Source organism: Fimbriimonadaceae bacterium, assembly GCA_019638795.1.
Taxonomy (GTDB): Bacteria; Armatimonadota; Fimbriimonadia; order Fimbriimonadales; family Fimbriimonadaceae; genus JAHBTB01.
This window is the reverse complement of sequence record JAHBTB010000001.1, coordinates 555,936-576,985: the sequence shown is the minus strand read 5'-3', so window position 1 is coordinate 576,985 and position 21,050 is coordinate 555,936. Positions and strand designations below refer to the sequence as shown.

At 64.5% G+C, this 21,050-nt stretch carries 19 protein-coding genes and 1 tRNA gene; 14 read left to right on the top strand and 6 right to left on the bottom strand.

Going from position 1 to position 21,050, the window contains the following annotated elements:
• The first annotated feature begins 44 nt into the window (after window positions 1-44).
• The 12 genes from KF857_02805 to KF857_02750 all read left to right on the top strand — a co-directional run bounded on the left by KF857_02805 (window position 45) and on the right by KF857_02750 (window position 11,770).
• On the top strand, window positions 45-1,355 hold the full coding sequence (locus KF857_02805) for a hypothetical protein (GenBank protein ID MBX3110914.1): 1,311 nt from the start codon (window positions 45-47) through the stop codon (window positions 1,353-1,355).
• A 68-nt stretch (window positions 1,356-1,423) separates the two neighbouring features.
• Window positions 1,424-2,341, top strand: a complete 918-nt coding sequence (locus KF857_02800; protein MBX3110913.1) for an ABC transporter ATP-binding protein — start codon at window positions 1,424-1,426, stop codon at window positions 2,339-2,341.
• Window positions 2,334-3,284: an ABC transporter permease subunit gene (locus KF857_02795; GenBank protein MBX3110912.1), complete on the top strand. Its 951-nt coding sequence runs from the start codon at window positions 2,334-2,336 to the stop codon at window positions 3,282-3,284. The genes KF857_02800 and KF857_02795 overlap by 8 nt, the downstream gene beginning before the upstream one ends.
• The gene (locus KF857_02790) at window positions 3,281-4,198 is read left to right on the top strand and encodes an ABC transporter ATP-binding protein (GenBank protein ID MBX3110911.1); all 918 of its coding nucleotides are present in this window, start codon (window positions 3,281-3,283) and stop codon (window positions 4,196-4,198) included. The genes KF857_02795 and KF857_02790 overlap by 4 nt, the downstream gene beginning before the upstream one ends.
• 4 nt (window positions 4,199-4,202) lie before the next feature.
• The gene (locus KF857_02785) at window positions 4,203-4,961 is read left to right on the top strand and encodes a hypothetical protein (GenBank protein MBX3110910.1); all 759 of its coding nucleotides are present in this window, start codon (window positions 4,203-4,205) and stop codon (window positions 4,959-4,961) included.
• A 70-nt stretch (window positions 4,962-5,031) separates the two neighbouring features.
• The gene (gene ndk, locus KF857_02780; GenBank protein ID MBX3110909.1) at window positions 5,032-5,448 is read left to right on the top strand and encodes a nucleoside-diphosphate kinase; all 417 of its coding nucleotides are present in this window, start codon (window positions 5,032-5,034) and stop codon (window positions 5,446-5,448) included.
• A gap of 86 nt (window positions 5,449-5,534) precedes the next feature.
• Entirely contained in the window at window positions 5,535-6,923 is a 1,389-nt protein-coding gene (locus tag KF857_02775; GenBank protein ID MBX3110908.1) for an alpha-L-fucosidase, read from the top strand.
• Window positions 6,923-8,959 carry an alpha-L-fucosidase gene (locus KF857_02770; protein ID MBX3110907.1) on the top strand — a complete coding sequence of 679 codons (2,037 nt, stop codon included), beginning with the start codon at window positions 6,923-6,925 and terminating at the stop codon, window positions 8,957-8,959. Before KF857_02775 ends, KF857_02770 begins: the two co-directional genes overlap by 1 nt.
• 139 nt (window positions 8,960-9,098) lie before the next feature.
• Window positions 9,099-9,617 (top strand): PEP-CTERM sorting domain-containing protein, encoded by a 519-nt coding sequence (locus KF857_02765; GenBank protein MBX3110906.1) that lies wholly within the window; start codon window positions 9,099-9,101, stop codon window positions 9,615-9,617.
• 181 nt (window positions 9,618-9,798) lie between these two features.
• Window positions 9,799-10,314, top strand: a complete 516-nt coding sequence (locus KF857_02760; GenBank protein ID MBX3110905.1) for a PEP-CTERM sorting domain-containing protein — start codon at window positions 9,799-9,801, stop codon at window positions 10,312-10,314.
• A gap of 78 nt (window positions 10,315-10,392) precedes the next feature.
• Window positions 10,393-10,746: a hypothetical protein gene (locus tag KF857_02755; GenBank protein ID MBX3110904.1), complete on the top strand. Its 354-nt coding sequence runs from the start codon at window positions 10,393-10,395 to the stop codon at window positions 10,744-10,746.
• A gap of 115 nt (window positions 10,747-10,861) precedes the next feature.
• Window positions 10,862-11,770 carry a hypothetical protein gene (locus KF857_02750; protein MBX3110903.1) on the top strand — a complete coding sequence of 303 codons (909 nt, stop codon included), beginning with the start codon at window positions 10,862-10,864 and terminating at the stop codon, window positions 11,768-11,770.
• 266 nt (window positions 11,771-12,036) lie between these two features.
• Here KF857_02750 and KF857_02745 read toward each other — a convergent pair whose 3' ends face one another.
• From KF857_02745 to KF857_02720, 6 genes are all read right to left on the bottom strand, one after another.
• Window positions 12,037-13,659, bottom strand: coding sequence for a CTP synthase (locus tag KF857_02745; GenBank protein ID MBX3110902.1), 1,623 nt, complete (start codon window positions 13,657-13,659; stop codon window positions 12,037-12,039).
• A gap of 309 nt (window positions 13,660-13,968) precedes the next feature.
• Window positions 13,969-15,027: a redoxin family protein gene (locus tag KF857_02740; protein ID MBX3110901.1), complete on the bottom strand. Its 1,059-nt coding sequence runs from the start codon at window positions 15,025-15,027 to the stop codon at window positions 13,969-13,971.
• A gap of 58 nt (window positions 15,028-15,085) precedes the next feature.
• On the bottom strand, window positions 15,086-16,288 hold the full coding sequence (gene ribA / locus KF857_02735; GenBank protein ID MBX3110900.1) for a GTP cyclohydrolase II: 1,203 nt from the start codon (window positions 16,286-16,288) through the stop codon (window positions 15,086-15,088).
• An 83-nt stretch (window positions 16,289-16,371) separates the two neighbouring features.
• Entirely contained in the window at window positions 16,372-17,511 is a 1,140-nt protein-coding gene (locus KF857_02730) for a DUF2961 domain-containing protein (protein MBX3110899.1), read from the bottom strand.
• The gene (locus KF857_02725) at window positions 17,508-18,593 is read right to left on the bottom strand and encodes an AI-2E family transporter (protein ID MBX3110898.1); all 1,086 of its coding nucleotides are present in this window, start codon (window positions 18,591-18,593) and stop codon (window positions 17,508-17,510) included. The genes KF857_02730 and KF857_02725 overlap by 4 nt, the downstream gene beginning before the upstream one ends.
• A gap of 10 nt (window positions 18,594-18,603) precedes the next feature.
• Window positions 18,604-19,974 (bottom strand): HDIG domain-containing protein, encoded by a 1,371-nt coding sequence (locus KF857_02720; GenBank protein MBX3110897.1) that lies wholly within the window; start codon window positions 19,972-19,974, stop codon window positions 18,604-18,606.
• A 76-nt stretch (window positions 19,975-20,050) separates the two neighbouring features.
• Here KF857_02720 and KF857_02715 point away from each other — a divergent pair, with 76 nt between their 5' ends.
• Window positions 20,051-20,797 (top strand): SDR family oxidoreductase, encoded by a 747-nt coding sequence (locus tag KF857_02715; GenBank protein MBX3110896.1) that lies wholly within the window; start codon window positions 20,051-20,053, stop codon window positions 20,795-20,797.
• A gap of 108 nt (window positions 20,798-20,905) precedes the next feature.
• Window positions 20,906-20,981, top strand: a tRNA-Ala gene (locus KF857_02710).
• Window positions 20,982-21,050: the final 69 nt, after the last annotated feature.

The following is a 21,050-nucleotide window of genomic DNA, read 5'->3' as shown; positions in this document are numbered from 1 at the left end:
ACGGCCCGCCGACATCACCAAACGTCTACCTATAATAGGGTTGGATGGGCCAGACGCGCTTTCTAGGGTCGCTCACCGGTGAGAAGCCGTTGCGATGGCTGTTCCTCGACCTGAACAGTTACTTTGCTTCGGTCGAGCAGGCCGAGCATCCCGAGTACCGCGGCAAACCGATCGCGGTCGCACCGACCCGTGGCGAGAACGGCACCGTCATCGCCGCCAGCTACGAAGCGAAGAAGTTTGGGGTCAAGACAGGGACGAAGACCGGCGAAGCCCGCCGGATGTGCCCCGAGATCACCTTTGTCCACGCGACGCCGCCACTCTACGTCCACTACCACAAGCGGGTGCTACAGGTCCTCGGCGACGTGCTGCCCATCGACCGGGTTTGCAGTATCGACGAGATGCGGTTCCGACTGTTGGGCGAGGAGCGGGAGCCCGCCAATGCCCGAAAGCTGGCCTTGCGGATGAAAGAGGTCTTGCGTGAACAGGTCTCTCCTTGGGTCACGGCCAGCGTGGGCGTCGCCCCTAACGCCTTTCTCGCCAAGTTGGCGACCGACATGATGAAGCCAGACGGCCTCGTCGTCCTGGAGGAGAAAGACCTTCCCGACAAGCTGCGCGGCATGCCGCTCACCGAGTTCCCCGGGATCAACAAGCGCATGGAAGCCCGGCTGATGGCGGCGGGGATGTTCAAGTCCGACGACTTGGTCGACGCGTCCAAGGAAGAGATCGTCCGTGCGTTCGGTGGTCCTGCCTCGGAGTCTTGGTGGTATTTGCTTCGGGGTTTCGACCTCGACTACGTGAGCGACTCCAACAAGAGCCTGGGCCACTCCCATGTCCTTCCTCCCGACCTCCGCACCGACGCCGGGGCCCGGTCGGTGCTCCTGCGCCTGACCCACAAGGCATGCGCCCGGCTGAGGCAGAACAAACTGTGGGCGACCCGGGTGAGCATGTACGTCCAAGGCCGCGAGTCCTGGCACGCGGAGAGCCGCCTGGCGCCGACCCAGGACGCGATCACCGTTCAGAAGAGGTTGCTTGAACTGTGGGAAGGTCGCGACTTTTCGAAGCCGCTCCAGGTCGGGGTGACCTTCACCGGCCTACGGCCCGGCCCCGAGGTGACGCCGTCCCTGTTTGAAGACACCGTGGCCGGATCCAACTTGGGGCATGCGGTGGACGCCATGAACAAACGGTTTGGCAAGAACACGGTGTACTTGGCGGGGCTTCATGAGGTCCGGCACACTGCCGATGAGAAGATCGCCTTCAACAAGACTTGGCTCTTTGAGGAGGGTAAGGACGACCACGCCTGGCCTGACACCTTCCGAGGGCACCCGGAAGCAGTCCAGGGCGACAGCGAGCCCTAGCTTTCCCACCGTCCAAAGTCCCAGCCGCGAAGCCAAGCGGGCCTTGACTCGGTAGAAGCCCCCAACCCGTGGACATTGCCGACATCCGAGGCCTCACCGTGCGGTACGGCAGCTTCACCGCCCTGCAGGAGTTCACGTGCCGGTTGCAGGAAGGGGCCACGGGCTTGCTTGGGCCGAACGGGGCAGGGAAGACGACCTTCCTGAAGACAATGCTCGGTTTGGTCGACCCGGCGGGCGGCGGTGGGACGGTCTTCGGCCAAGACATCGTCAAGGACGGCCCGCGAATCCGCCAATTGGTCGGGTACATGCCCGAACAGGACTGCCACATTCCCGGTATGACGGCGGTCGAGTTCGTCGCCTATGTCGGCGAACTGGCCGGGCTCCCCCAGAGCCAGTCCCTTCGGCGGGCCCACGAGGTCCTGGAGTACTGCGGCCTGGGCGAAGCCCGGTACCGACAAGTTGAAACCTATTCGACCGGCATGAAGCAACGGATCAAGTTCGCCCAGGCGTTGGTCCACGGCCCCAAACTGTTGCTCCTCGACGAACCAACCAACGGGTTAGACCCGCGGGGGCGCGACGATATGCTCGACCTGGTCCGTTCGGTCAGCCACGGCAAGGGCCTGAGCGTCTTGGTCTGTAGCCACCTGCTCAAGGACATCGAGCGGACATGCGACCAAGTCGTGGTCTTGCTTGGCGGTCGACTCCGGGCCCAGGGCTCGATGCGTGACCTGAAGAGCATTCCGGGCCAGCCCATGGACGTGGAGCTACGGGCCCCGTCGCACAGTTTTGTCATGGCCGCCCACACCGAGGGTCTCGCCCTCGTCGCCGAAGACCGCAATACCTACCGCCTTCAGGGGTCGGGGACCCCGGCGGAGGTGGCGCGCCAAGTCTTCCGCGCCGCCCAGACGAGCAACTCGCAAGTGCGGCGGATGGCGGTCGCCCAAAAATCGCTCGAAGACGCCTTCTTGGAGGCCATCGATGGTTGACCACACGCCCATCGCCGACCTGAGCTACCGCAACTACGAGGGTGAGCTTGAGAGCCCGCACAAGCGGTGGGTGGTGATCGCCCGCGACGCCGTGCGCCGGTCGCTCCGCAGCAAGCCGTTTTGGATCCTCACCGGCGTCGCGTCTTGGTACTACCTGATCATGACGGCCCTCATGTACTTCATGGACCAGGTCGTCGACTTTATGCCGCCCCAGATGGTGAAGCAGTTCTTTAGCCAGATCGTCTGGCACGACCTGCTCCTCAACGGCCTCGGGGCCGGCCAGATGATGTGGATGGCCCTCGGACTCGTCCTGGGGGCTGGTTGCATCGCCAACGACAACCGCACCAACGCCCTTCTGGTCTATCTGAGCAAGCCGACGACGAAGACCGACTACTTGGTCGGCAAGTTCGTCGGCCTCGCCGTCCCCCTGTTCCTCTCGATGGCGATACCGACCCTGCTGTTTGTCCTCTACGGGGCCTTGAACTGGCGGAACCACGGTTTCCTCACCGACGACCCCTGGATGATCCCCAAACTCTTCTTGATCTTGCCGCTCGCGGCGGGGTTCCAGGCGTCCCTGCTCGTCGGGTTCAGTTCATTGGCCAACAACGGCCGGGTCGCCGGGGCGGTCTATGCGGGCTTCTACTTCATCATCAAGTTCTTCGTGTTTCTCTTGTCCGGCCTAGGAAAATGGGACCGGCTGCCCGAGACGGTCAAGCCTCTGGCCGACCAGATCTCCTACTTGTCCTTTGACGGCCTCCCGTACGGGCTCGCCAAGGTGGTGTGGGGCACCGACGGGTCGCCCTTCTGGGTCGTCAACCGCCGGATGGAGCATGTCGTCACCCGCCCGCAGTTGTTGTTGGTGTTGCCACTGCTTGTCGGTGTCGCCGCCCTCGCCCTGAGCATCGCTTGGAGCCGGGTCCGGGCGGTGGAGGTGGTCCGGTGATCGAACTGCTCAACGCCTCGCGGTGGTATGGCCAGGTCATCGGGCTCAACGACGTGACGACGACCGTCGGGCCCGGCGTCACCGCGATGCTCGGGCAAAACGGCGCGGGCAAGACGACGTTGATGCGCCTTGTGACCGGGCAGTTGCGACCGACCACCGGCGAGGTCAAGGTGCTGGGCATGGACCCCTTCGCCAACGTCGAAGTGTTCCGGCGGCTGGGCTATTGTCCGGACATCGACAGCTTCCCTGAGCATCTTTCAGGTCGGGAGTTCGTCTTCCGCATGGCCCGGCTCATGGGGATCGCGACAGCCGAAGCGAAGCGGCGCACTGAGGAGAGTCTTCACGAAGTCGGCATGGCCGACCGGGCCGACCGTTCGCTCAAGGGCTACAGCAAGGGCATGCGCCAAAGGATCAAGCTGGCCCAGGCGATGCTCCATGACCCCGACATCCTCCTCTTGGACGAGCCGCTCAATGGCCTGGATCCGGTGGGGCGCCGCGAGTTCATGGAAGTCCTCCGTCGGCTGGCCGCCCGGGGCAAGTCGGTGCTCGTCAGCAGCCACATCCTGTTTGAGGTGGAGCAGATGACCCGGTCGATCCTGGTACTGCACCGGGGCCGGTTGCTTGCCGGCGGCGACCTGCAGGTCATCCGCGACCTGATCGACCGGCACCCCCACCGCATCACCTTGCACACCAACGCCCCGCGTCGACTGGCGTCGCGGCTTGCCGACCTGCCAGCCGTCTTGAGCCTGCAGATTGACGAGACCGGTGGCTCGGTGGAGATCCAGACCCGGCTGCCCGACGCCTTCTACGACGCCCTTCCCGCCATGGTGCTGGAGGAAGGCATTGACCTTTACGGCTTTGAGAGCCCCGACAACAACCTGGACTCCGTGTTCCGGTATCTGGTGGAGGCCTAAGTCCATGCTCGGCGTCGTTTACACCAGCACGCTCAAGGATTTCCTTCGGCCCGGGAGGCTGGTGGTGTGGGGCCTGGTCTCCGTCGTCGTCGGATTGCTCTGCCGGGTCTGGACCGGCATGTCGGGGGGCATGCCCGCCGACGTCGCCTATGGCGTCGCGACAAGCAACGTGGTTTTCCGGCTTGTCGCCCTGGCCGCGGCGATTTTCGCGCCGATGGTGGTCAGCCAGGAGGTGGAGCAGAAGACGATCATCTACTGGCTCACCCGGGCGGTGCCCCGGCCGGTGACTTTGGTCGGTCGGTCGTTGGCGGCGGTAACCGCTTCGGGCGTGGTGACCGTCATGGTCTCGGTGTGCGTGGCGTTTGGCGTCCGTGGCGGCCTGGGCGGCACCTTCCTCCCCGATCTGGCGATCGCCCTCGTCGGGGCCGCCGCCTATTGCTCGTTGTTCGTGATGTTCAGCCTGCTCGTGAACCGCGCTCTGGTCTGGTGCCTGTTGTTCGCCTTCGGCTGGGAGACGTTCGTCCCCAACATGCCGGGCATGGCGGCGCTTTCCTTCCACACCCACATGAGCCGTCTCCTGCCCGACCCCAAAGAGGCCCCCGACTTGGACCCCATCGCGCAGGCCGTCCAGACGGTCACCGCCGTCGACGTCAAACCGGCGGTGGCCTGGGCTGTCCTCGCTGTCTCGGCCGTGGGTCTGCTCGCCTTGGCGAGCTGGTGGTTCTCGGTAAAGGAATTCGCGCCACGCGAAGACACCGAGTAGGCGAGGCGAAAGGTGCCGGAGGACAGAGGGCCGTGGGCGTCCGACCGGCTCCGGTACAGTTCTCCGCAATATGTCTGAGACAACCCTCGTCCTCATCAAGCCGGGCGGCGTGAACCGGAACCTGATCGGTGAGATCACCCGTCGCATCGAGGCCCGTGACCTCAAAGTCGTCGGGCTCAAGCTCATCAACGCCGAGCGGTCGACGGTCGAGGAACACTATGCCGAGCACCGCGAACGGCCGTTTTTCGGCGCGGTGGTGGACTATTTGTGCAGCGGACCGGTCGTCGCGATGGCGGTCAAGGGCACAAACGCGGTGAAGGCCATCCGGGCCATGATGGGCGCGACCAACCCTCTGGAGGCCGCGCCGGGCACCGTCCGCGGTGACTTTGCCCTGACGATCGACGACAACCTGACCCACAGTTCCAGCGACCCGGACGCCGCCGCGCGCGAACTGGCCCTGTGGTTCGCGGAAGGCACCGTCGGCTGACCGATTTGGCGCCCCTCGTCCTGCGGGGCGAGGGGCGCGACTATGTCTGAAGGCGGCGGTACGGGGCCCTGTTCCATAATCGGAGCATGCTTCTCCCCTTGGCCGCCTTGGCGATGTTGCCTACCGACACGCCACCCGCCCCCGTCGGGGCCCTGCCCAGCCCCCGGCAATTGGCCTGGCACAAGAAGGAGTACTACGCCTTCGTCCACTTCGGGCCAAACACCTTCACCGGCCAAGAGTGGGGAAGCGGCAAAGAGAAGACCGAGGTCTTCGACCCCAAGCACCTGGATTGCCGCCAGTGGTGCAAGGTGTTTAAGGACGCGGGAATGACCGGCGTCATCATCACCGCCAAACATCACGACGGCTTCTGCCTGTGGCCGAGCAAGTATTCGACCCACACCGTGCGCGAGTCGAATTGGAAGGGCGGCAAGGGCGACGTCTTGAAGGAGCTCAGCCAAGCATGCCGGGAGTTTGGCCTGGGGTTCGGCGTCTACCTGTCGCCGTGGGACCGCAACCACCCCACCTACGGGACGTCGGCCTACAACGAGACGTTCAAGAACATGCTCCGCGAGGTGCTGGGCAACTACGGCAAGACGTTCGAAGTCTGGTTCGACGGTGCGAACGGCGAGGGGCCGAACGGAAAGAAGCAGGTGTACGACTGGCCGGGGTTCATCGAAGTCGTCCGCAAGCTCCAGCCGGGGGCGGTGGTCTTCAGCGACGCCGGGCCCGACATCCGGTGGGTCGGCAACGAGGCAGGGCACAGCGACCCGACCTGTTGGGCGACCCTGGACCGCGACAAGTTTGTCCCCGGCGACCCCAAGTGGAAGCAACTCACCCAGGGCCACGAGGACGGTACCCATTGGGTGCCGGCCGAGTGCGACGTCAGCATCCGACGCGGGTGGTTCTGGCGGGCCAGTGAGGACGACACAGTCAAGTCGGGTGCGACCCTGATGGACCTCTACATGCGCAGCGAAGGTCAGAACAGTTCGCTGCTCCTCAATGTCCCGGCCAATTCGGACGGCCTGATTTCTGCCGTGGACCAAAAGGCACTGATGGATTTCAAGGCTTTGAGAGACCGGACGTTCGCCAACCCGCTCGCCAAGTCCGCCAAGGTGTCGGCGAGTTCGGAGCGGGGCCGGCCGTTCGCCGCCCGGAACGCCATGTCCAAGACAGGCAAGTATTGGGTGCCCGCCGACGGCGACGCTAGGCCGACCGTCACCCTGACCTGGGGCCGCCCGCACCACCTCGGCGTGCTCGACCTCCGTGAACACATTGAACTGGGCCAGCGTGTCCAACAGTTCATGGTCGAAGTCCGCGACGGCGGGACGTGGAAGGCGGTGGAGGTGCAGACGACAGTCGGCCACCGACGGCTGCTTGATCTGAAGGGTGTGCGCGGCGACGGTTTGCGTGTGACCTTCAACCAGGCAAAGGGCCCGGTCTGTTTGTCTAAAATCGAAGTGTACGAGGCTCCCTGATGACCACTCTCGCCTTGGCCGCCGCTTTGTTGGTGTCTCCTTCCGTCCCGGCGAGTCTGCCTGCCGAGACTCCGGCCCAAAAGGCCAAGCGCATGGCTTGGTTCAAGGAGGCCCGGTTTGGGCTGTTCATCCACTGGGGTCTCTACTCGACGTTAGAGGGTGAATGGAAGGGCAGCAAGGGCCATGCCGAGTGGATCCGTACCACTGCACATATCCCCCTCAAGGAGTACGAGAAGCTCTTGGGCGATTTCAACCCGGTCAAGTTCGACCCGGACGCTTGGTGCGAGATGGCCAAGGCCGCGGGCATGAAGTACATCGTGCTGACCAGCAAACACCACGACGGGTTCTGCCTCTTCGACAGCAAATTGACCGACTGGGACGTGATGAGCACGCCCTACCACAAGGACATTGTCAAGCAACTCGCGGACGCGTGCCGGCGGCACGGGCTGAAGATGTGCCTGTACCACTCGATCATGGACTGGCACCACCCGGACTACCTGCCGCGGCGGGAGTGGGAGACCGACCGTCCGACCCAGGGGGCGGACTTCAGCCGGTTCGTGAAATACCTGCGAGGCCAGGTCACCGAGATCCTCACCAACTACGGTGACCTCGGCATCGTCTGGTTCGACGGCGAATGGGAGCCCACCTGGAACCACACGTACGGCCAGGCCCTCTATGACTTGTGCCGTAAGCTCCAGCCCAACGTCATCGTCAACAACCGGGTCGACGTCGGCCGCGGCGGAATGGGCGGCATGTCCGACGCCAAGTTCGCCGGGGACTACGGGACACCCGAACAGGAGGTTCCCGCCGAAGGCATTCCCGGTGTCGATTGGGAGTCGTGCATCACGATGAACGACCACTGGGGCTACAACCGAGAGGACAAGAACTTCAAGTCGTCGAGGCAACTCGTCGAGATGCTCGCCGACATCGCCAGTAAAGGTGGCAACCTTCTCCTGAACATCGGCCCCAAGCCCGACGGCACGTGGCCGCAAGGTTCGATCGACCGGATGCATGACCTTGCCAAGTGGATGAAGGTCAACGGTGACGCCATCCACGGTACCGAGGCCTCTCCGTTTGGGAAGGTGCCGTTTGGAAGGGTCACCCGCAACGGGGACAAGCTGTACTTGCATGTGTTCGACTGGCCTGCCGACGGCAAGCTCCGCCTCTCCGGCATGGACAACCGGGTCGCTTCCGCCCGCGTCCTGGGTGGCGGCCGGGTGCAGGTCAAGACCGTCGAAGATTCCAACGACAAGACCTTGGTGCTGCCCGCCAAGCCGGGTGACTCACTCTTGCCGGTCGTCGAACTGACCGTCGAAGGTCGCTTGGCCGTGCACCACGCACCCAAACTTGTCGTCGCTGAACCTGGGTTCGTCGACAAGACGACCGTCAAGGTGACCGGCTCCGACCCAGCCGTCGACCACTATTTGCTGTTTGTCGAAGGGCAGGACGGCCACACCTCGGCCCCGTACCGCGTCAAGCCCGGGCAGGAAATCACCTTGACCGCGACAGGCAGCGTCTGGGGTTATGGCGTCGGCAAGCAGACTGACCGCATCACGCCGACCACACGGGTGAGTTTCCGGAAGCTCGTCGAGAAGCCGGCCCTGGCGGAGTCGCCGAAAGAACATGGGCTCTTCGCCGACGTTTTCGACGGGGACTTCTCGGCGGTGCCGGACTTCTCGAAGTTGCATTTCTCAAGTGGCTCGACGGTCAAAGCCGTCGACCTGGCCAGTATCGGCAAACGGGAGAACGTGGCGGTCCGCTTCTTTGGCAAGCTGGTCGCCCCCGTCTCCGGCGCGTTCATGTTCCGGCTCACCTCGGACGACGGGTCTCGATTGGTCATTGACGGCGAGACCGTCGTTGACAATGACGGGCTGCACGGTGTGGTCGCCAAGACGGGGCTGGTCGCCCTCGCCAAGGGCACCCACCGCATCGAGGTCCACTATTTCAACCGGACCGGTGGCCAAGAGTTGAAGCTTGAGTGGAAGGTCGGGCAGGGCAAATGGGAGGCTGTCCCGGCCACGGCACTGTGGCATTGACCACCGGGCCAGGCCGATTACATGTCAAGAGTTCGTAGATTGTGCCCTTCCCCCTGGGAAAGTCCTTGCCCCCGCAAGATTCCTAGGCTAGACTGAGGGCAGAACCGCACCGTGGCGGTTTGTCTGACCCTGGAGAGCTATGAAGAACATCACCAAGATTTCCGCCCTCGCCATCTTCGCCGTTTCGGCGGTGGCGGCGCAGGCCTTCACCATCGACATCGTGTCGGCTGGCAAGGTCACCAACGGGGCGACCGTCGATTTTGACGAGATCGTCCTCCTTCAAACGACCTCGGTCGCCCTGCCGGCCTTCACTGACGTCGACTACTCGATCACGAACGCCGTCCCGCCCCAAGCTGGCACCGGTACGTTTACCAACGCGCTGGGTGACTCGGTCACCTACACGATGGTTCTTGATTCGGTCACGAACACGGCTTCCACGGTCTCGGGTTCGGGAAGTTGGCTCTACACCGGCGGCACGGGAGCCTACGCAGGTCTTGCTGGTGACGGCACGTTCGCCTTCACGATCAACACGACGACGAACTCTTCCTACTCCAGCTTCTCGGGGAACCTTGACGCCGTCCCTGAGCCGGTGTCCATGGGTGTGCTCTCCCTTGGCGCGGTGGCCCTGCTCCGCCGCCGCTCGAAGAAGTCAGTCTGACCTCGCCAGACGGTTGACTCGACAATCAAAGCCGCGCCGCTCATTAGAGCGGCGCGGTCTTCATTTTGAGGTCTCAGAATCTGCGAAAAGGGCCTAGGAACATCGGGCTGGGCCTGCAAATCGTACGGTGGTAGAACACAAAGCGTGCCTCGCAACGTTGCTGGGCCGCCAGGAGAGGATATTGAAACTCACTCGCTTATTCACCATCGCCGCCTTCGGGGCCATGGCCGTCTATGCCAACGCGTTCAACATCGCCGTCCAGTCGCAGGGAACAGTGGCTTACGCCGAGCTGGCTGAGTTCACCGAGACGGCGACGTTTATGTGGACTTCGGTTCCGATGCCCACATTGACCGACGTTGACTACTTCGTCACGAACATCGCTCCGCCCACCTCGGGTCAAGCCGTGATCTCCAACAGCTTGGGTGACGAGATCGACCTTGGCATCACGCTCCAGTGGATCACGACGAGCGGCTCCACGACCTCCGGCGCGGGCAATTGGACGTATATCGGAGGCACCGGGGCCTACGCCGGTCTGGCTGGCGACGGCACCTTCGCCTTTTCCGTCGATGAGCCGTCCCTGACCTCCTTCAGCAGCTTCGTCGGCACCCTGGAGTCGGTGCCCGAGCCTGCTTCGATCGCCATCTTGGGCATGGGCGCCGCCGCGCTGATCGGCCGCCGCTTCAAGAAGTCGGTCTGAGCCAGGTCATTGACCAACACGGCCCGGCCGTCTCCTAGACGGCCGGGCCGCTTTGTGTCTGGGTAGCCTGTCCTCACCATGCCTCACCTACAGTTGGAGGTCACCGAAGGACTCCCCGAGGTCGCCGACTTGACGAGCGTTCTCCGCGAGCTAGCCGACGCCTTGGGGGCCATGGAGACCGTCGAGCCCAAGGCGGTGAAAGCGTACGCCCACGTTCGGGACACTTGGGCCATGGGCCGCGGGGCTAGTCCCGGCTTTGTCCATCTGACCGTTTGCGTCCTTTCGGGCCGCCCTTTGGACCTCCGCCGCCAAATGGCCGACCGCCTCTATGAGGTTTTGGCGGGCCACTTTTCCCGTTCTTTGGCGGGCGGCTTGGCCTCGCTGACCCTTGAGGTCCGCGAGATGGACCGTGAGACTTACCGGAAGGGTTGAAGCTCCTGCTCCTCGGCTTGTCGCCGCCGCGGTCGTCCCATCGCGGCTTTTTCGGGCGGTCGTCGCTTCCCCGGTCTTGCCAGGGCTGCTGAGGCCGGTCGCCATCATCGCGCCGTTGGTACGGCCGCTTCGGGCGGTCGTCACCACCCCGGTCTTGCCAGGGCCGCTGGGGCCGGTCACCGTCTTCGCGCCGTTGGTACGGCCGCTTCGGTCGGTCGTCACCACCCCGGTCTTGCCAGGGCCGCTGGGGCCGGTCGCCGTCGTCGCGCCGTTGATACGGACGCTTCGGTCGGTCGTCACCACCCCGGTCTTGCCAGGGCCGCTGGGGCCGGTCGCCGTCTTCGCGCCGTTGGTACGGCCGCTTCGGTCGGTCGTCGCTACCCCGGTCTTGCCAGGGCCGCTGGGGCCGGTCGCCATCATCGTGCCGTTGGTAAGGTCGCTTCGGGCGATCGTCGCCACTCCTGTCCTGCCACGGCCGCTGAGGACGGTCGAAGTCATCGCGCCGTTGGTACGGACGCTTCTGGCGGTCGTCGCCACCAATGTCTTGCCAGGGCCGATGGGGTCGGTCTTCGCCACCCCGGTCTTGCCAGGGCCGTTGAGGTCGGTCACCGTGGTCGCGGCTTTGGTATGGGCGTTGGGGACGGTCGTCGTACGGACGGTGGGGACGGTCGTCGCCACCCCGGTCTTGCCACGGCCGCTGGGGCCGGTCGCCATAGGGTCGCCGAGGACGGTCTCCTTGGGGTGTCCGATCGTGCCGGCGGTGTTCGGGCATCGGACGGTCAGTGTCGATGTCCGGAGCCGGCCCTTCGACATGCCTAGGGGCGTTGTGGTCACCGACCCGCCGCCGCGGCCCGTCAAACCGACCCGGCCGGTCGCTGATCTCGCGGATGATCGCGGCGCCCGTGACGTACGCGTCACCAAGGTCGAGGGCGAACTCCCACACATTGGCCTTGCCGTCTTTCCAGACCAGGGACATTTCCTTGTCGACGGTCACGGGCAGACTCTCCCGGAAGACTTGGTCTAGCTTCTCGGCCAGGTGCCAGGGGCGGTTTTCGCCGTCCGCGGGGTACGCGGTCTCGACGACAAACAGGCGGGTCGCCGCACCAGGTTTGAGGATTTTGATCTGGGCTCCGTCAAGGACTTGCGTGGAGACTTCAGTCAGCCGGTCCAACCATTCGGCCCGTTCCTCACCGCTGACGGCGGGGACGCGGCCCACGAGTCGGCGGCGGAAGGCGTCGAACTGGTCGCTGTCCCGCGCCAGTTTCTCGGCCCTTTCACGTCGGCCCATGGTCAGACCAGAATCCTCGCGCGGCGCTTGAGTGCCGCGGCGACGAGGCCCTTGAAGAGCGGGTGAGGTCGGTTGGGACGGCTCTTGAACTCTGGGTGGGCCTGAGTGGCGATGAAGAACGGATGGGAGGGTAGTTCGATCATTTCGACAAGGCGGTAGTCGGGTGAGACGCCGCTGACGACCATCCCGTGTTTGATGAGGAGCTCGCGGAAGTCATTGTTGACTTCGTAGCGATGGCGGTGGCGGTCGGTGATGGGTGAGGCACCGTACAGTTCGTGGGCGAGGGTGCCGTTGGCGATGTTGCAGGGGTAGCTGCCCAGCCGCATCGTCCCACCCTTGTCGGTGCCGTCTGTTTGGTCGGGCAGATAGTGGACGACGGGGTACTCGGTCGGGTGCCTCTCTTTGAACTCCGTGCTGTTGGCCCCTTCGAGGCCGACTACGTTACGGGCGAACTCGATGACGGCCATCTGAAGGCCCAGGCAGATGCCCAGGAACGGGATGCCCTGCTCGCGGACGAATCGCAGGGCGCGGATCTTGCCCTCGATGCCCCGGTCGCCGAACCCGGGTGCGATGATCACCCCGTCGACGTCGGCGAACGTCTCTTCCAGGTCGACCTCGCCTTCGAGGGTGTCGCTGGAGATCCAGTGGATGTCGACCTTGGTGTTGTTGGGGATGCCGGCATGGACCAGGGCCTCGGCGATCGACTTATAGGCGTCGCCGTTCTGGGTGTACTTGCCGACGACGGCGACCCGGGTGCTTTGCCGGGGGTTCTTCAGGACGTCGACAATGGACTCCCACTCACGGTTGTCGGCGGGCTTCAGGTCCAGACCAAGGCGCTGAAGGACAAGCTCGCCGACGCCCAACTTATCGTAGATGAGGGGGACTTCGTAAATCGTCGGAGCGTTCAAGCTCTCGATGACGGCCTCCTTGGGCACGTCGCAGAACATCGAGATCTTTTCCTTGGTGTCGTCACCCATCGAGTCTTCGCACCGGCACACAAGGATGTCCGGTGAGATACCGATCTCACGGAGATTGATGACGCTGTGCTGGGTCGGCTTGGTCTTCACCTCACCCCACGGGCCGACGGTGGGGACCAGGGTGACATGGACGAACAAGGTGTTTTCCTTGCCAAAGTCCTTGCGCATCTGGCGGATCGCCTCCATGAAGGGGAGGCTTTCGATGTCGCCGACCGTGCCGCCGATCTCGACCAGCACGATATCGGCCTCCAGTTGCCGACCGGCGTCGATGATCTGGCGCTTGATCTCGTTGGTGACATGGGGGATGACCTGGACAGTGGCGCCGAGGTACTCGCCCTTGCGCTCCGACTCGATGACGTTTCGGTAGACCTTTCCGGTCGTGACGCTGCTGGCGCTGGAACAACTGACGTCGAGGAACCGCTCGTAATGGCCGAGGTCAAGGTCGGTTTCGGTGCCGTCGTCGGTGACGAACACCTCACCATGTTGGAACGGGTTCATCGTGCCCGCGTCGACGTTGATGTAGGGGTCGAGCTTGACCGGGGCGACGGTATAGCCCCGGTTGCGCAAGAGCCTTCCCAGGCTGGCGCTCGTGATACCCTTGCCGATCGAGCTGACTACGCCGCCGGTCACGAAAATATACTTGGTCATGCGCAGATCCCGTTCCTTGACACGACGGGCCAAGGAAGAGGCGCGGCGGGTCTGGGGAATTGTACACGAGGAATCTGGGAGTCCGGGGGCCGTCCGCAGATTTACGGGCAGAACGACTCTTGATCTCTCTTGATGGCGCTGGGCTCGGACCTGGCGGACAATGACGGAGAACCCTCTCCAACAAGTGGTTCTCCCTCCCCAGCAGGGAAGACAGTGACGGTGAACGCGAGAAGCGGCTGCGAGTGCCGCACTCCTCCTTTCCAGGGCCGGACTATGATTGAGTCCGGCCCTATTTTTGCTTGGATCGGCCTAGTTGCCCGAAGACATGGAAGCGAACTTCTCCTTCCACGTCTTAAGCGTCTTGACCAACTGCTCGTTGTCCTTGTACTCGGTCTTCTCGATCAGTTCCAGAGCACGGTTTACGACGGGCAGGCCGGCCTTGCCGTCCTTAAGCTGGAAGTAGAACATGGAGCCGTAGTAGTGGGCGATGAAGTCGTCCTTGTTGGCCTTGAGTCCGGCGGTCATCGCCTCGCGGGCAGCCTTCTCACACTTCTTGTCTTCGCTCAGGTTGAGGGCAAGGATGAAAACGCGGGTGCGCTTCTCCTCGTCCTTGTCGGCGACCATCTTGTCGACGGCTTCCTTGAAGGCCTTCGGGTCGTCCGTGGCCAGCCACTTGGTCCGGGTGAAGTCGATCTCGTCGCTGCTCCCGTTCTCCTTTTCGGCTTTGTCGAGGGCGGCTTTCGCTTCGGCGACCTTCCCGGCGGCATGGAGCTTGTCGGCTTCGGCGACCGCCCTGCGGGCAGCCATTTCCTTGCGGCTTTCTTCCGCCGCCTTGTTGAACTCAGCGGCGAATTTGGCGTCGTCAAAGGTGCCGGCAAGGATCTCGTCCAGGGGCTTCTCCAGCGACATCGGGTGACCGATCCAGCGGACGACACCGTCCTTCACGACGAAGGCGGTGGGGATGCCGTTCTGGCCGGCGGCGGCCATCCAGGTCTCCGCCATGCCCTCCTTGTTGCCACCGTAAGCGACGTTGTAGTCCATCTTGTCGCCCATCTTGTCGACGAACTCCTGGACTTTGCTGTCGTCCTCCCAGATGCTGACACCAAGGAAGGTGACGTCCTTATGCTTGTGGGCGATCTCGGTCAGGTGCGGGATGCTTTGGATGCAGGGGCCGCACCATGTGGCCCAGAACTCGACGACGTAGGTCTTGCCGGGCTCAAACGAGGTGACCTCTTTGCCCTTGACCCACTTCTTGACGCTGATCGACGGTGCCTTCGAACCCGGCGCGAGTTCCCCGCCCGACGCGAAGGATGTAGCGGCCACCACCAGGGTCAAGGCGGCGGCAAGGACGCGTGCAAATGCTTGCATGCCCCAGTTTATGTCAAGTCTGCGGCAAAACGTTCCGTAGACCCTGAAAAGGGGCACTTTACGGCAGGTCGTGACCCATTTTCTCACGCTTGGTGCGGAGATACCGCTCGCGGTGGGGAGTCGGCGGGGCGACGATGGGGACTGTCTCGACGATCTCGAGGCCGAAGCCTTGGAGCCCGGCCCGCTTGGCCGGGTTGTTCGAGATCAGGCGCATTTGGCGTACGCCGAGGTCAAGCAGAACCTGTGAGCCCAAGCCGTAGTCGCGGAGGTCGGGCTTGAATCCCAGGGCCACATTGGCTTCGACGGTGTCGAGCCCCTTGTCCTGGAGTTCGTACGCCTTGAGCTTGTTGACGATGCCGATGCCCCGACCCTCTTGGGCGATGTAGAGGACCACCCCCCGCCCTTCGGCCTCGATCATGTCCAGGGCCATCGCCAACTGGTCGCCGCAATCGCAACGGAGCGAGCCAAGGATGTCACCGGTCAGGCAACTGCTGTGGACACGCACCAATGTGGGTTCGTCGGGAGTCGGGATGCCCTTGACGATCGCCAGGAACGGGTGAGGTTCGACCTCGGTCTCGTAGGCGTAGAGTTGGAACTGTCCGTGTACGGTGGGGAAGTGGATCGGGCCGGCGACCCGGTGGACTAACCGTTCGGTGCGACGACGGAACGCGATGAGGTCGGCGATCGTGATGATGGCGAGGCCGTGTGCTTCCGCGTATGCCTCCAACCCGCCGCCCAGGCGTAACATCTCTCCGTCGTCGCCGATGATCTCGACTCCGACCGCGACCTGTTGTAACCCGGCGAGCCGGCAAAGGTCGACGGAGGCCTCGGTGTGACCGGCCCGGCGGAGCACTCCGCCCCGCTCCGCGCGCAGGACCAGCATGTGTCCGGGACGCATCAAGTCTTCGGAGGTCGCTTTGGGATCGGTGAAAACCGCCACCGTCTTGGCCCGGTCACCGGCGCTGACCCCGGTCGTCGTGCCAAACCGTGCGTCGGCGGTCTCGGCCATAGCCGTCCCGAGGCGGGCCGTGTTCTGCTTCGTCATCATCGGCACACCGAGGGCCTCCAGGCGCTCAGGGGTGGTGCTGACGAAGGGCACGCCGCGCCCGTGGCTGATCATGAAGTTCATCGCCTCCGGCGTGCAGAATTCGCCCGCCATGATGAGGTCGCCTTCATTCTCGCGGTCGGGGTCGTCGACCACGACGACCATCTTGCCCGCCCGGACCATCTCCAGGGCTTCGGGGATCGAGGCGAATGCCATGTCTGGTTTGATTCTACGGCGGGGAGGCGACGATACGCGGACTGAACCTGCCGGAGGGCCCGGGGCCCTCCGGCCTGCCCTCCTTACTTCTCGTTCCCGTAGCGCTCGCCCGAGCCCTTCTCACGCCGCCAAGAGTCGCGCCACCGGTGCATGTCCACCGCCCCGACGGTCGGACGCGGCTTGCGTTCCTCGGCGGACGGTAGGGGCGGGAACGGTGCGGAAGGCAAGGTCTGGTACCAATACGCCACGCTTGCCAAGTCCAGGGTCAGACAGTTGGCGTGACCGTGCTCGATACTCGCCCGCAAGGACTTCTTGAACCGGACAGGGTCTTCCAGGTGGAACCGGTAGACGTGGGTCCGCCCAAGCCAGCCGCATCGGGGGTCGTCGTTACCCCGGCCAGGGGCGCGGGCCGTGCCGAAATAGGGGTGGAGGTACACCTCGTCAGGGCACCACGACTGGTTGAAGTAGTCCTCGGTGCCGGTGCCGTGGGCACTGCCGGGCCACGGCTCGCCGTCGACCAGGAACATGTCGTCCCCCTCGCCGTACCAGACCGGTGTCGGACAGTTGATGTAGTAGTTGACACCGACAAAGTGCCCCGCCCCGGACGCCTCCATGAAGAGGTAGTTGTGCTTGTCCGAGGGGTTCTTGGCAAAGGTGTCGAAGATCTCCCACTCGTTCTCGACGTCGCCAGCCGTGCTTTCCGGGCTGGTCATCTCTTGGTGGTACCACGCGTGGAACCGGCCTTGGTCGGCCGGTGTCGTTTCATGCTCCTCGTAGTCGATGTAGTAGTAGAAGGCGTCGACCGGTTCGGTGCCCTGGTTCTCGACCGTCACCCGGGCCCCGTCGCCAAACGGCATCGGGAAGTAGCTGACAAGGGCGTTGCCGCCTGCCGGGGCGGCGGCCAGAGGCAACGACACGAAGTTGTACTTGAGACCCCAGCCCTGGCCGAAGAACTCCCCGATCGGGGCTTCCACCGACGGGTGGCTCTGCCCGTCCCAATACATGCGCAACACGAGGTTACGGCGATGGAGTTCGTCCTTGCTGGCGATCGTGATCCATATGTGCTTGATCGTCCCGGCGCCCTTGATGTCCGCCAAGACGGCGGTCTCCCCGACGGGAACCTGAATGTTGTCTCCGTTTCCGCCGCTACGGTCGTAGCTGGAGACGCGCTTGGAGCGGGCGTTGACGATCGTGCTGATGTGGGCCAGAGGGCCGTGGCTCATGCGGGCGAGTCTACCGGCTGGGTTTGGTTCGACTTGACCTCACGGACTATCTCGGAGAGCCCGATGAGGAGAGTGAGCACCACCGGACCGGCCATCAGACCACTGGGCCCCATGAACAGCACCCCGCCGACAAGGGCGAAGAAGATCGCCATGGGATGGAGCTTGGTTTGGGCCCCTACAATCAGTGGGCGCAGAAAGTTGTCGATGTTGGAGACGACGAGGAACCCCCACGCCAAGACGCCGACGGCGGGGCCGACCCGTCCCTGCACGGCAAGGAAAGCGGCGACGGGCACGTAGACGATCGGCGGGCCCAAGAGGGGGACCATGGCAAAGAAGCACGTGGCCAAGGTCCACAGCAACCAGCCGTGCACGCCGGCGACCAGATAGGCGACCCCGGCCAACGCCCCTTGGACGAACGCGACCGCGACGACGCCGACGAAGACCGACCGGATCGTCTGGGCTGTCCGGTTGAGGATCTCCCGGGTCTGCTCAGGGGGCAGGGGGACGCACTCGCAAACCGGCCCGACCAGGTTTTTGCCGTCGCGCAGGCCGAAGAATGCGGTCATCACCGCGACGACGACTTGCAAGATTCCGTTGAGGAACCGGCCTAACCCGTCGACCACCGGGCCGCGGACGGTCTGGATGAGTTGCGGTCGGTTCTCGGCAAGCCAGGCCTGGACGGAGAAGTTCGATGCCCCGACCTGCTTGAACACCGGGGCCAGAGTGTGGTCCATATCGGCGGCGATCCGGTCGAGGACCGGTGTCGTCTCGCTCTCGGCAGGGTCGTCGCTGAGCGACTGGACGTAGCCGAATGCCTGGGCACCGGCCACCCCGACCGCGGTGACAAGCGGCGTGAACACCAAGGCGGTGGCAAGCAGGACGGGGACGAGCGACGACGCGGTGACCGATTTGCCCCTGGCCAGGAGTCGGTCTCGCCAAGGGGCCAGCAGAACGGCGAGGACGGTCGCCAGAGTCAACGCAGGCACAAACGGCGCGACAATGAGCGCACCCAGCACGATGACGGCGACGACAAATCCCCAGAACAAGAACCTTTGGCCGGACTGGCGTTCGCGGGGTCCCATGGTTGCCAGATCAGTTTGACTTGATCGACCGCAAAAACGCCCTGGCCGCCGCCTTGTCTCCGGTCTGGATGCGCCCCTCGAGCACCTCTTCGGTCAGGCGACGCTTCAGGTGGGCGACTTCAGGGCCGGGCCCGACCCCAGCGACAGCCATGATCTCGCGGCCGTCCAGGGGGCTGACAAGGCGGTCGGCCGGTGTCGCCTGCTGCACCATGGCGACGGTCTGGCGCACTTTCCCTAAGTTCAAGTGCACGTCCACCCCTGGACGGAGGGAACGCACGTCGGCGTCGACCAAGTCCAGGAGGCGCCCCACGTCTTCTCCAAGGTCGCGGACCACCCGCCGGGCCGCCGACGGGGTGAAGACGGCCGCGGACCCCAGCCTCATGTGGTTCTTGACGAGGCGGCAGACGCGGGTGACCGTCTCGCCGGGGAACCGGAGTCGTTGCAGCATCTCCCGGGCCGTCTCCGCCCCGACGTTCTCGTGGTCGAAGAAGCGCACTTTGCCTCCCGGCTCGACGCTCCGCGTCGCCGGTTTACCGACGTCGTGGAACAGGCAACCCAGGTTCGTGACCAGGTCGTCGATCTGGGCCGACCGGACGACCAACAACGTGTGCTCCCATACGTCGAGGTGGTGGTAGGAGCCTTGGTCGACGCCTCGCGTCGCCCCGAACTCGGGCCAGAACTGGTCGAGCAGACCCCAGTCCATCAGGTCACGGAGCGCGTCGGACGCGGTTGTCCGGCCCAGCATCGTGCCGAGCTCTGCGGCAATTCGCTCGACGCTGATGATCGCCAGTCGAGGCGCGGACTCACGCACCGCCTCGACCAGGCCAGGGGCTGGTGTCAGGCCGACCTGCCACCGGAACCTGACCGCCCGGAGCATGCGGAGTGGGTCTTGGCTGAACGTCTCGGCCGGTCCGAGGGGAGTGCGCAGGGTCCGGGACTCCAAGTCGGCCAAGCCTTGGCCCAGAGGGTCGGTTACCTCGCCCGTTTCCGGGTCTAAGAGCAAGGCGTTGACGGTGAAATCGCGCCGCTGGGCGTCTTCCAGGAGCGACGCGGGTTCGACCGTGGGTTTGCGCGAGTCACCCCGGTATGACTCCTTTCGGGCGGTCACCGCTTCGACGACGACCCCTTCCACCTTGACTTGGGCGGTGCCGAAGTTTGCGTACAGGGTGGGCGGGTGCTCGGCCACCCCTCGTTCCCACAAGGTCTGGGCCAAAGCCGTCGCGTCGCCTTCGACGACCAGGTCCACGTCCTTTGGGGCAGGCATGCCAAGCAGCAGGTCGCGCACGGCACCCCCCACCATGTGGACTCTGCCCTCGAACGCCGTGCCATGCAGGGCCTGTGCGACGGTACGGGCCACCGCGGGGACGGGCACGGTCCTCATGATGAGATTATGCGGCCGAACGGCCGGGTCGGCCACACGGTCGCACGACGCCGGTCCGGCCCCCCATAATGGGCGGGTGCACCGCGTGGTAGTCGTGACGGGGGCGGCGAAGGGGATCGGCCGGGCCATCGCCGAGGCGTTCGCCCAGGGGCCATGGGACGTCGCCCGGCTCGACATTGATGCCGAGGGCTTACGCGAAGCGGAGGGCCCGGCCTGGGCGGTCGACGTCGGTGACTACGCGGCCATGGAAAGGGTGGTCGGCGAAGTCGTCCGCGACCTCGGCATGCCCGCCGCCATCGTCAACAACGCCGGGGTCATCCATCGCAGTAGCGTGCTGGACACCGACCCCGAGACGTTCCACCAGGTCGTGGACACCAACTTGGGCGGCGTGTTCTCGGGAAGCCGGATCATGGCCAGACACTGGGTGGACGCGGGCGTGGGCGGCCACATCGTCAATATCTCCTCGGGCCATGCCAAGATCGGCGGTTACAACCGCTCGGCTTATGCGGCGAGCAAGGCCGCCATCGAGGCCTTCACGCGGAACTGCGCCGTCGAACTGGGGCAGTACGGCATCTATGTCAACGCGGTAGCCCCCGGCTTCACGTTCACCGAAATGAGCCGCAACTCTTTGGTCGGTGAACGCCTGAAGATGGTGGAGCGCCGCCTGCCGATCCGCCGCGTCGCCGAGGCCGCCGAGGTGGCCGCGGCCGTCGTGTCGCTCGTCGAAGGCCGAGTGCCCTACATGACCGGTCAGGTGCTGCAGATCGACGGTGGCTGGAGCAACAGCGACGTGGACTATGCGCGCCTCATGCCCGAAGACTGAACCGTGGTGCGACGGGCCTATATTCGCCCCCGGGTCCCATCGTGCTTGCCCCGGCGCCGGCCGACATGGTTAAATGGGCTCCCGACTCGCCTCGGGTCGGCGCCGCGTGGGGATATAGCTCAGTTGGTAGAGCGCTTCCATGGCATGGAAGAGGCCAGGGGTTCGAATCCCCTTATCTCCACCACCGTTCCCGTGCAGAATCAGGCTCACTCCCAGTCCGAGTGACCAGCCACGGACATGGGGATCCGGACTG

Bases quoted from the DNA above. Each gene is read 5' to 3' on its own strand.
- KF857_02745 (MBX3110902.1), bottom strand. From the start codon at position 13,659: ATGACCAAGTATATTTTCGTGACCGGCGGCGTAGTCAGCTCGATCGGC.
- KF857_02805 (MBX3110914.1), top strand. From the start codon at position 45: ATGGGCCAGACGCGCTTTCTAGGGTCGCTCACCGGTGAGAAGCCGTTG.
- ndk (MBX3110909.1), top strand. From the start codon at position 5,032: ATGTCTGAGACAACCCTCGTCCTCATCAAGCCGGGCGGCGTGAACCGG.
- KF857_02770 (MBX3110907.1), top strand. From the start codon at position 6,923: ATGACCACTCTCGCCTTGGCCGCCGCTTTGTTGGTGTCTCCTTCCGTC.
- KF857_02720 (MBX3110897.1), bottom strand. From the start codon at position 19,974: ATGAGGACCGTGCCCGTCCCCGCGGTGGCCCGTACCGTCGCACAGGCC.
- KF857_02775 (MBX3110908.1), top strand. From the start codon at position 5,535: ATGCTTCTCCCCTTGGCCGCCTTGGCGATGTTGCCTACCGACACGCCA.
- KF857_02765 (MBX3110906.1), top strand. From the start codon at position 9,099: ATGAAGAACATCACCAAGATTTCCGCCCTCGCCATCTTCGCCGTTTCG.
- KF857_02755 (MBX3110904.1), top strand. From the start codon at position 10,393: ATGCCTCACCTACAGTTGGAGGTCACCGAAGGACTCCCCGAGGTCGCC.
- ribA (MBX3110900.1), bottom strand. From the start codon at position 16,288: ATGGCATTCGCCTCGATCCCCGAAGCCCTGGAGATGGTCCGGGCGGGC.
- KF857_02725 (MBX3110898.1), bottom strand. From the start codon at position 18,593: ATGGGACCCCGCGAACGCCAGTCCGGCCAAAGGTTCTTGTTCTGGGGA.
- KF857_02795 (MBX3110912.1), top strand. From the start codon at position 2,334: ATGGTTGACCACACGCCCATCGCCGACCTGAGCTACCGCAACTACGAG.
- KF857_02730 (MBX3110899.1), bottom strand. From the start codon at position 17,511: ATGAGCCACGGCCCTCTGGCCCACATCAGCACGATCGTCAACGCCCGC.
- KF857_02740 (MBX3110901.1), bottom strand. From the start codon at position 15,027: ATGCAAGCATTTGCACGCGTCCTTGCCGCCGCCTTGACCCTGGTGGTG.
- KF857_02785 (MBX3110910.1), top strand. From the start codon at position 4,203: ATGCTCGGCGTCGTTTACACCAGCACGCTCAAGGATTTCCTTCGGCCC.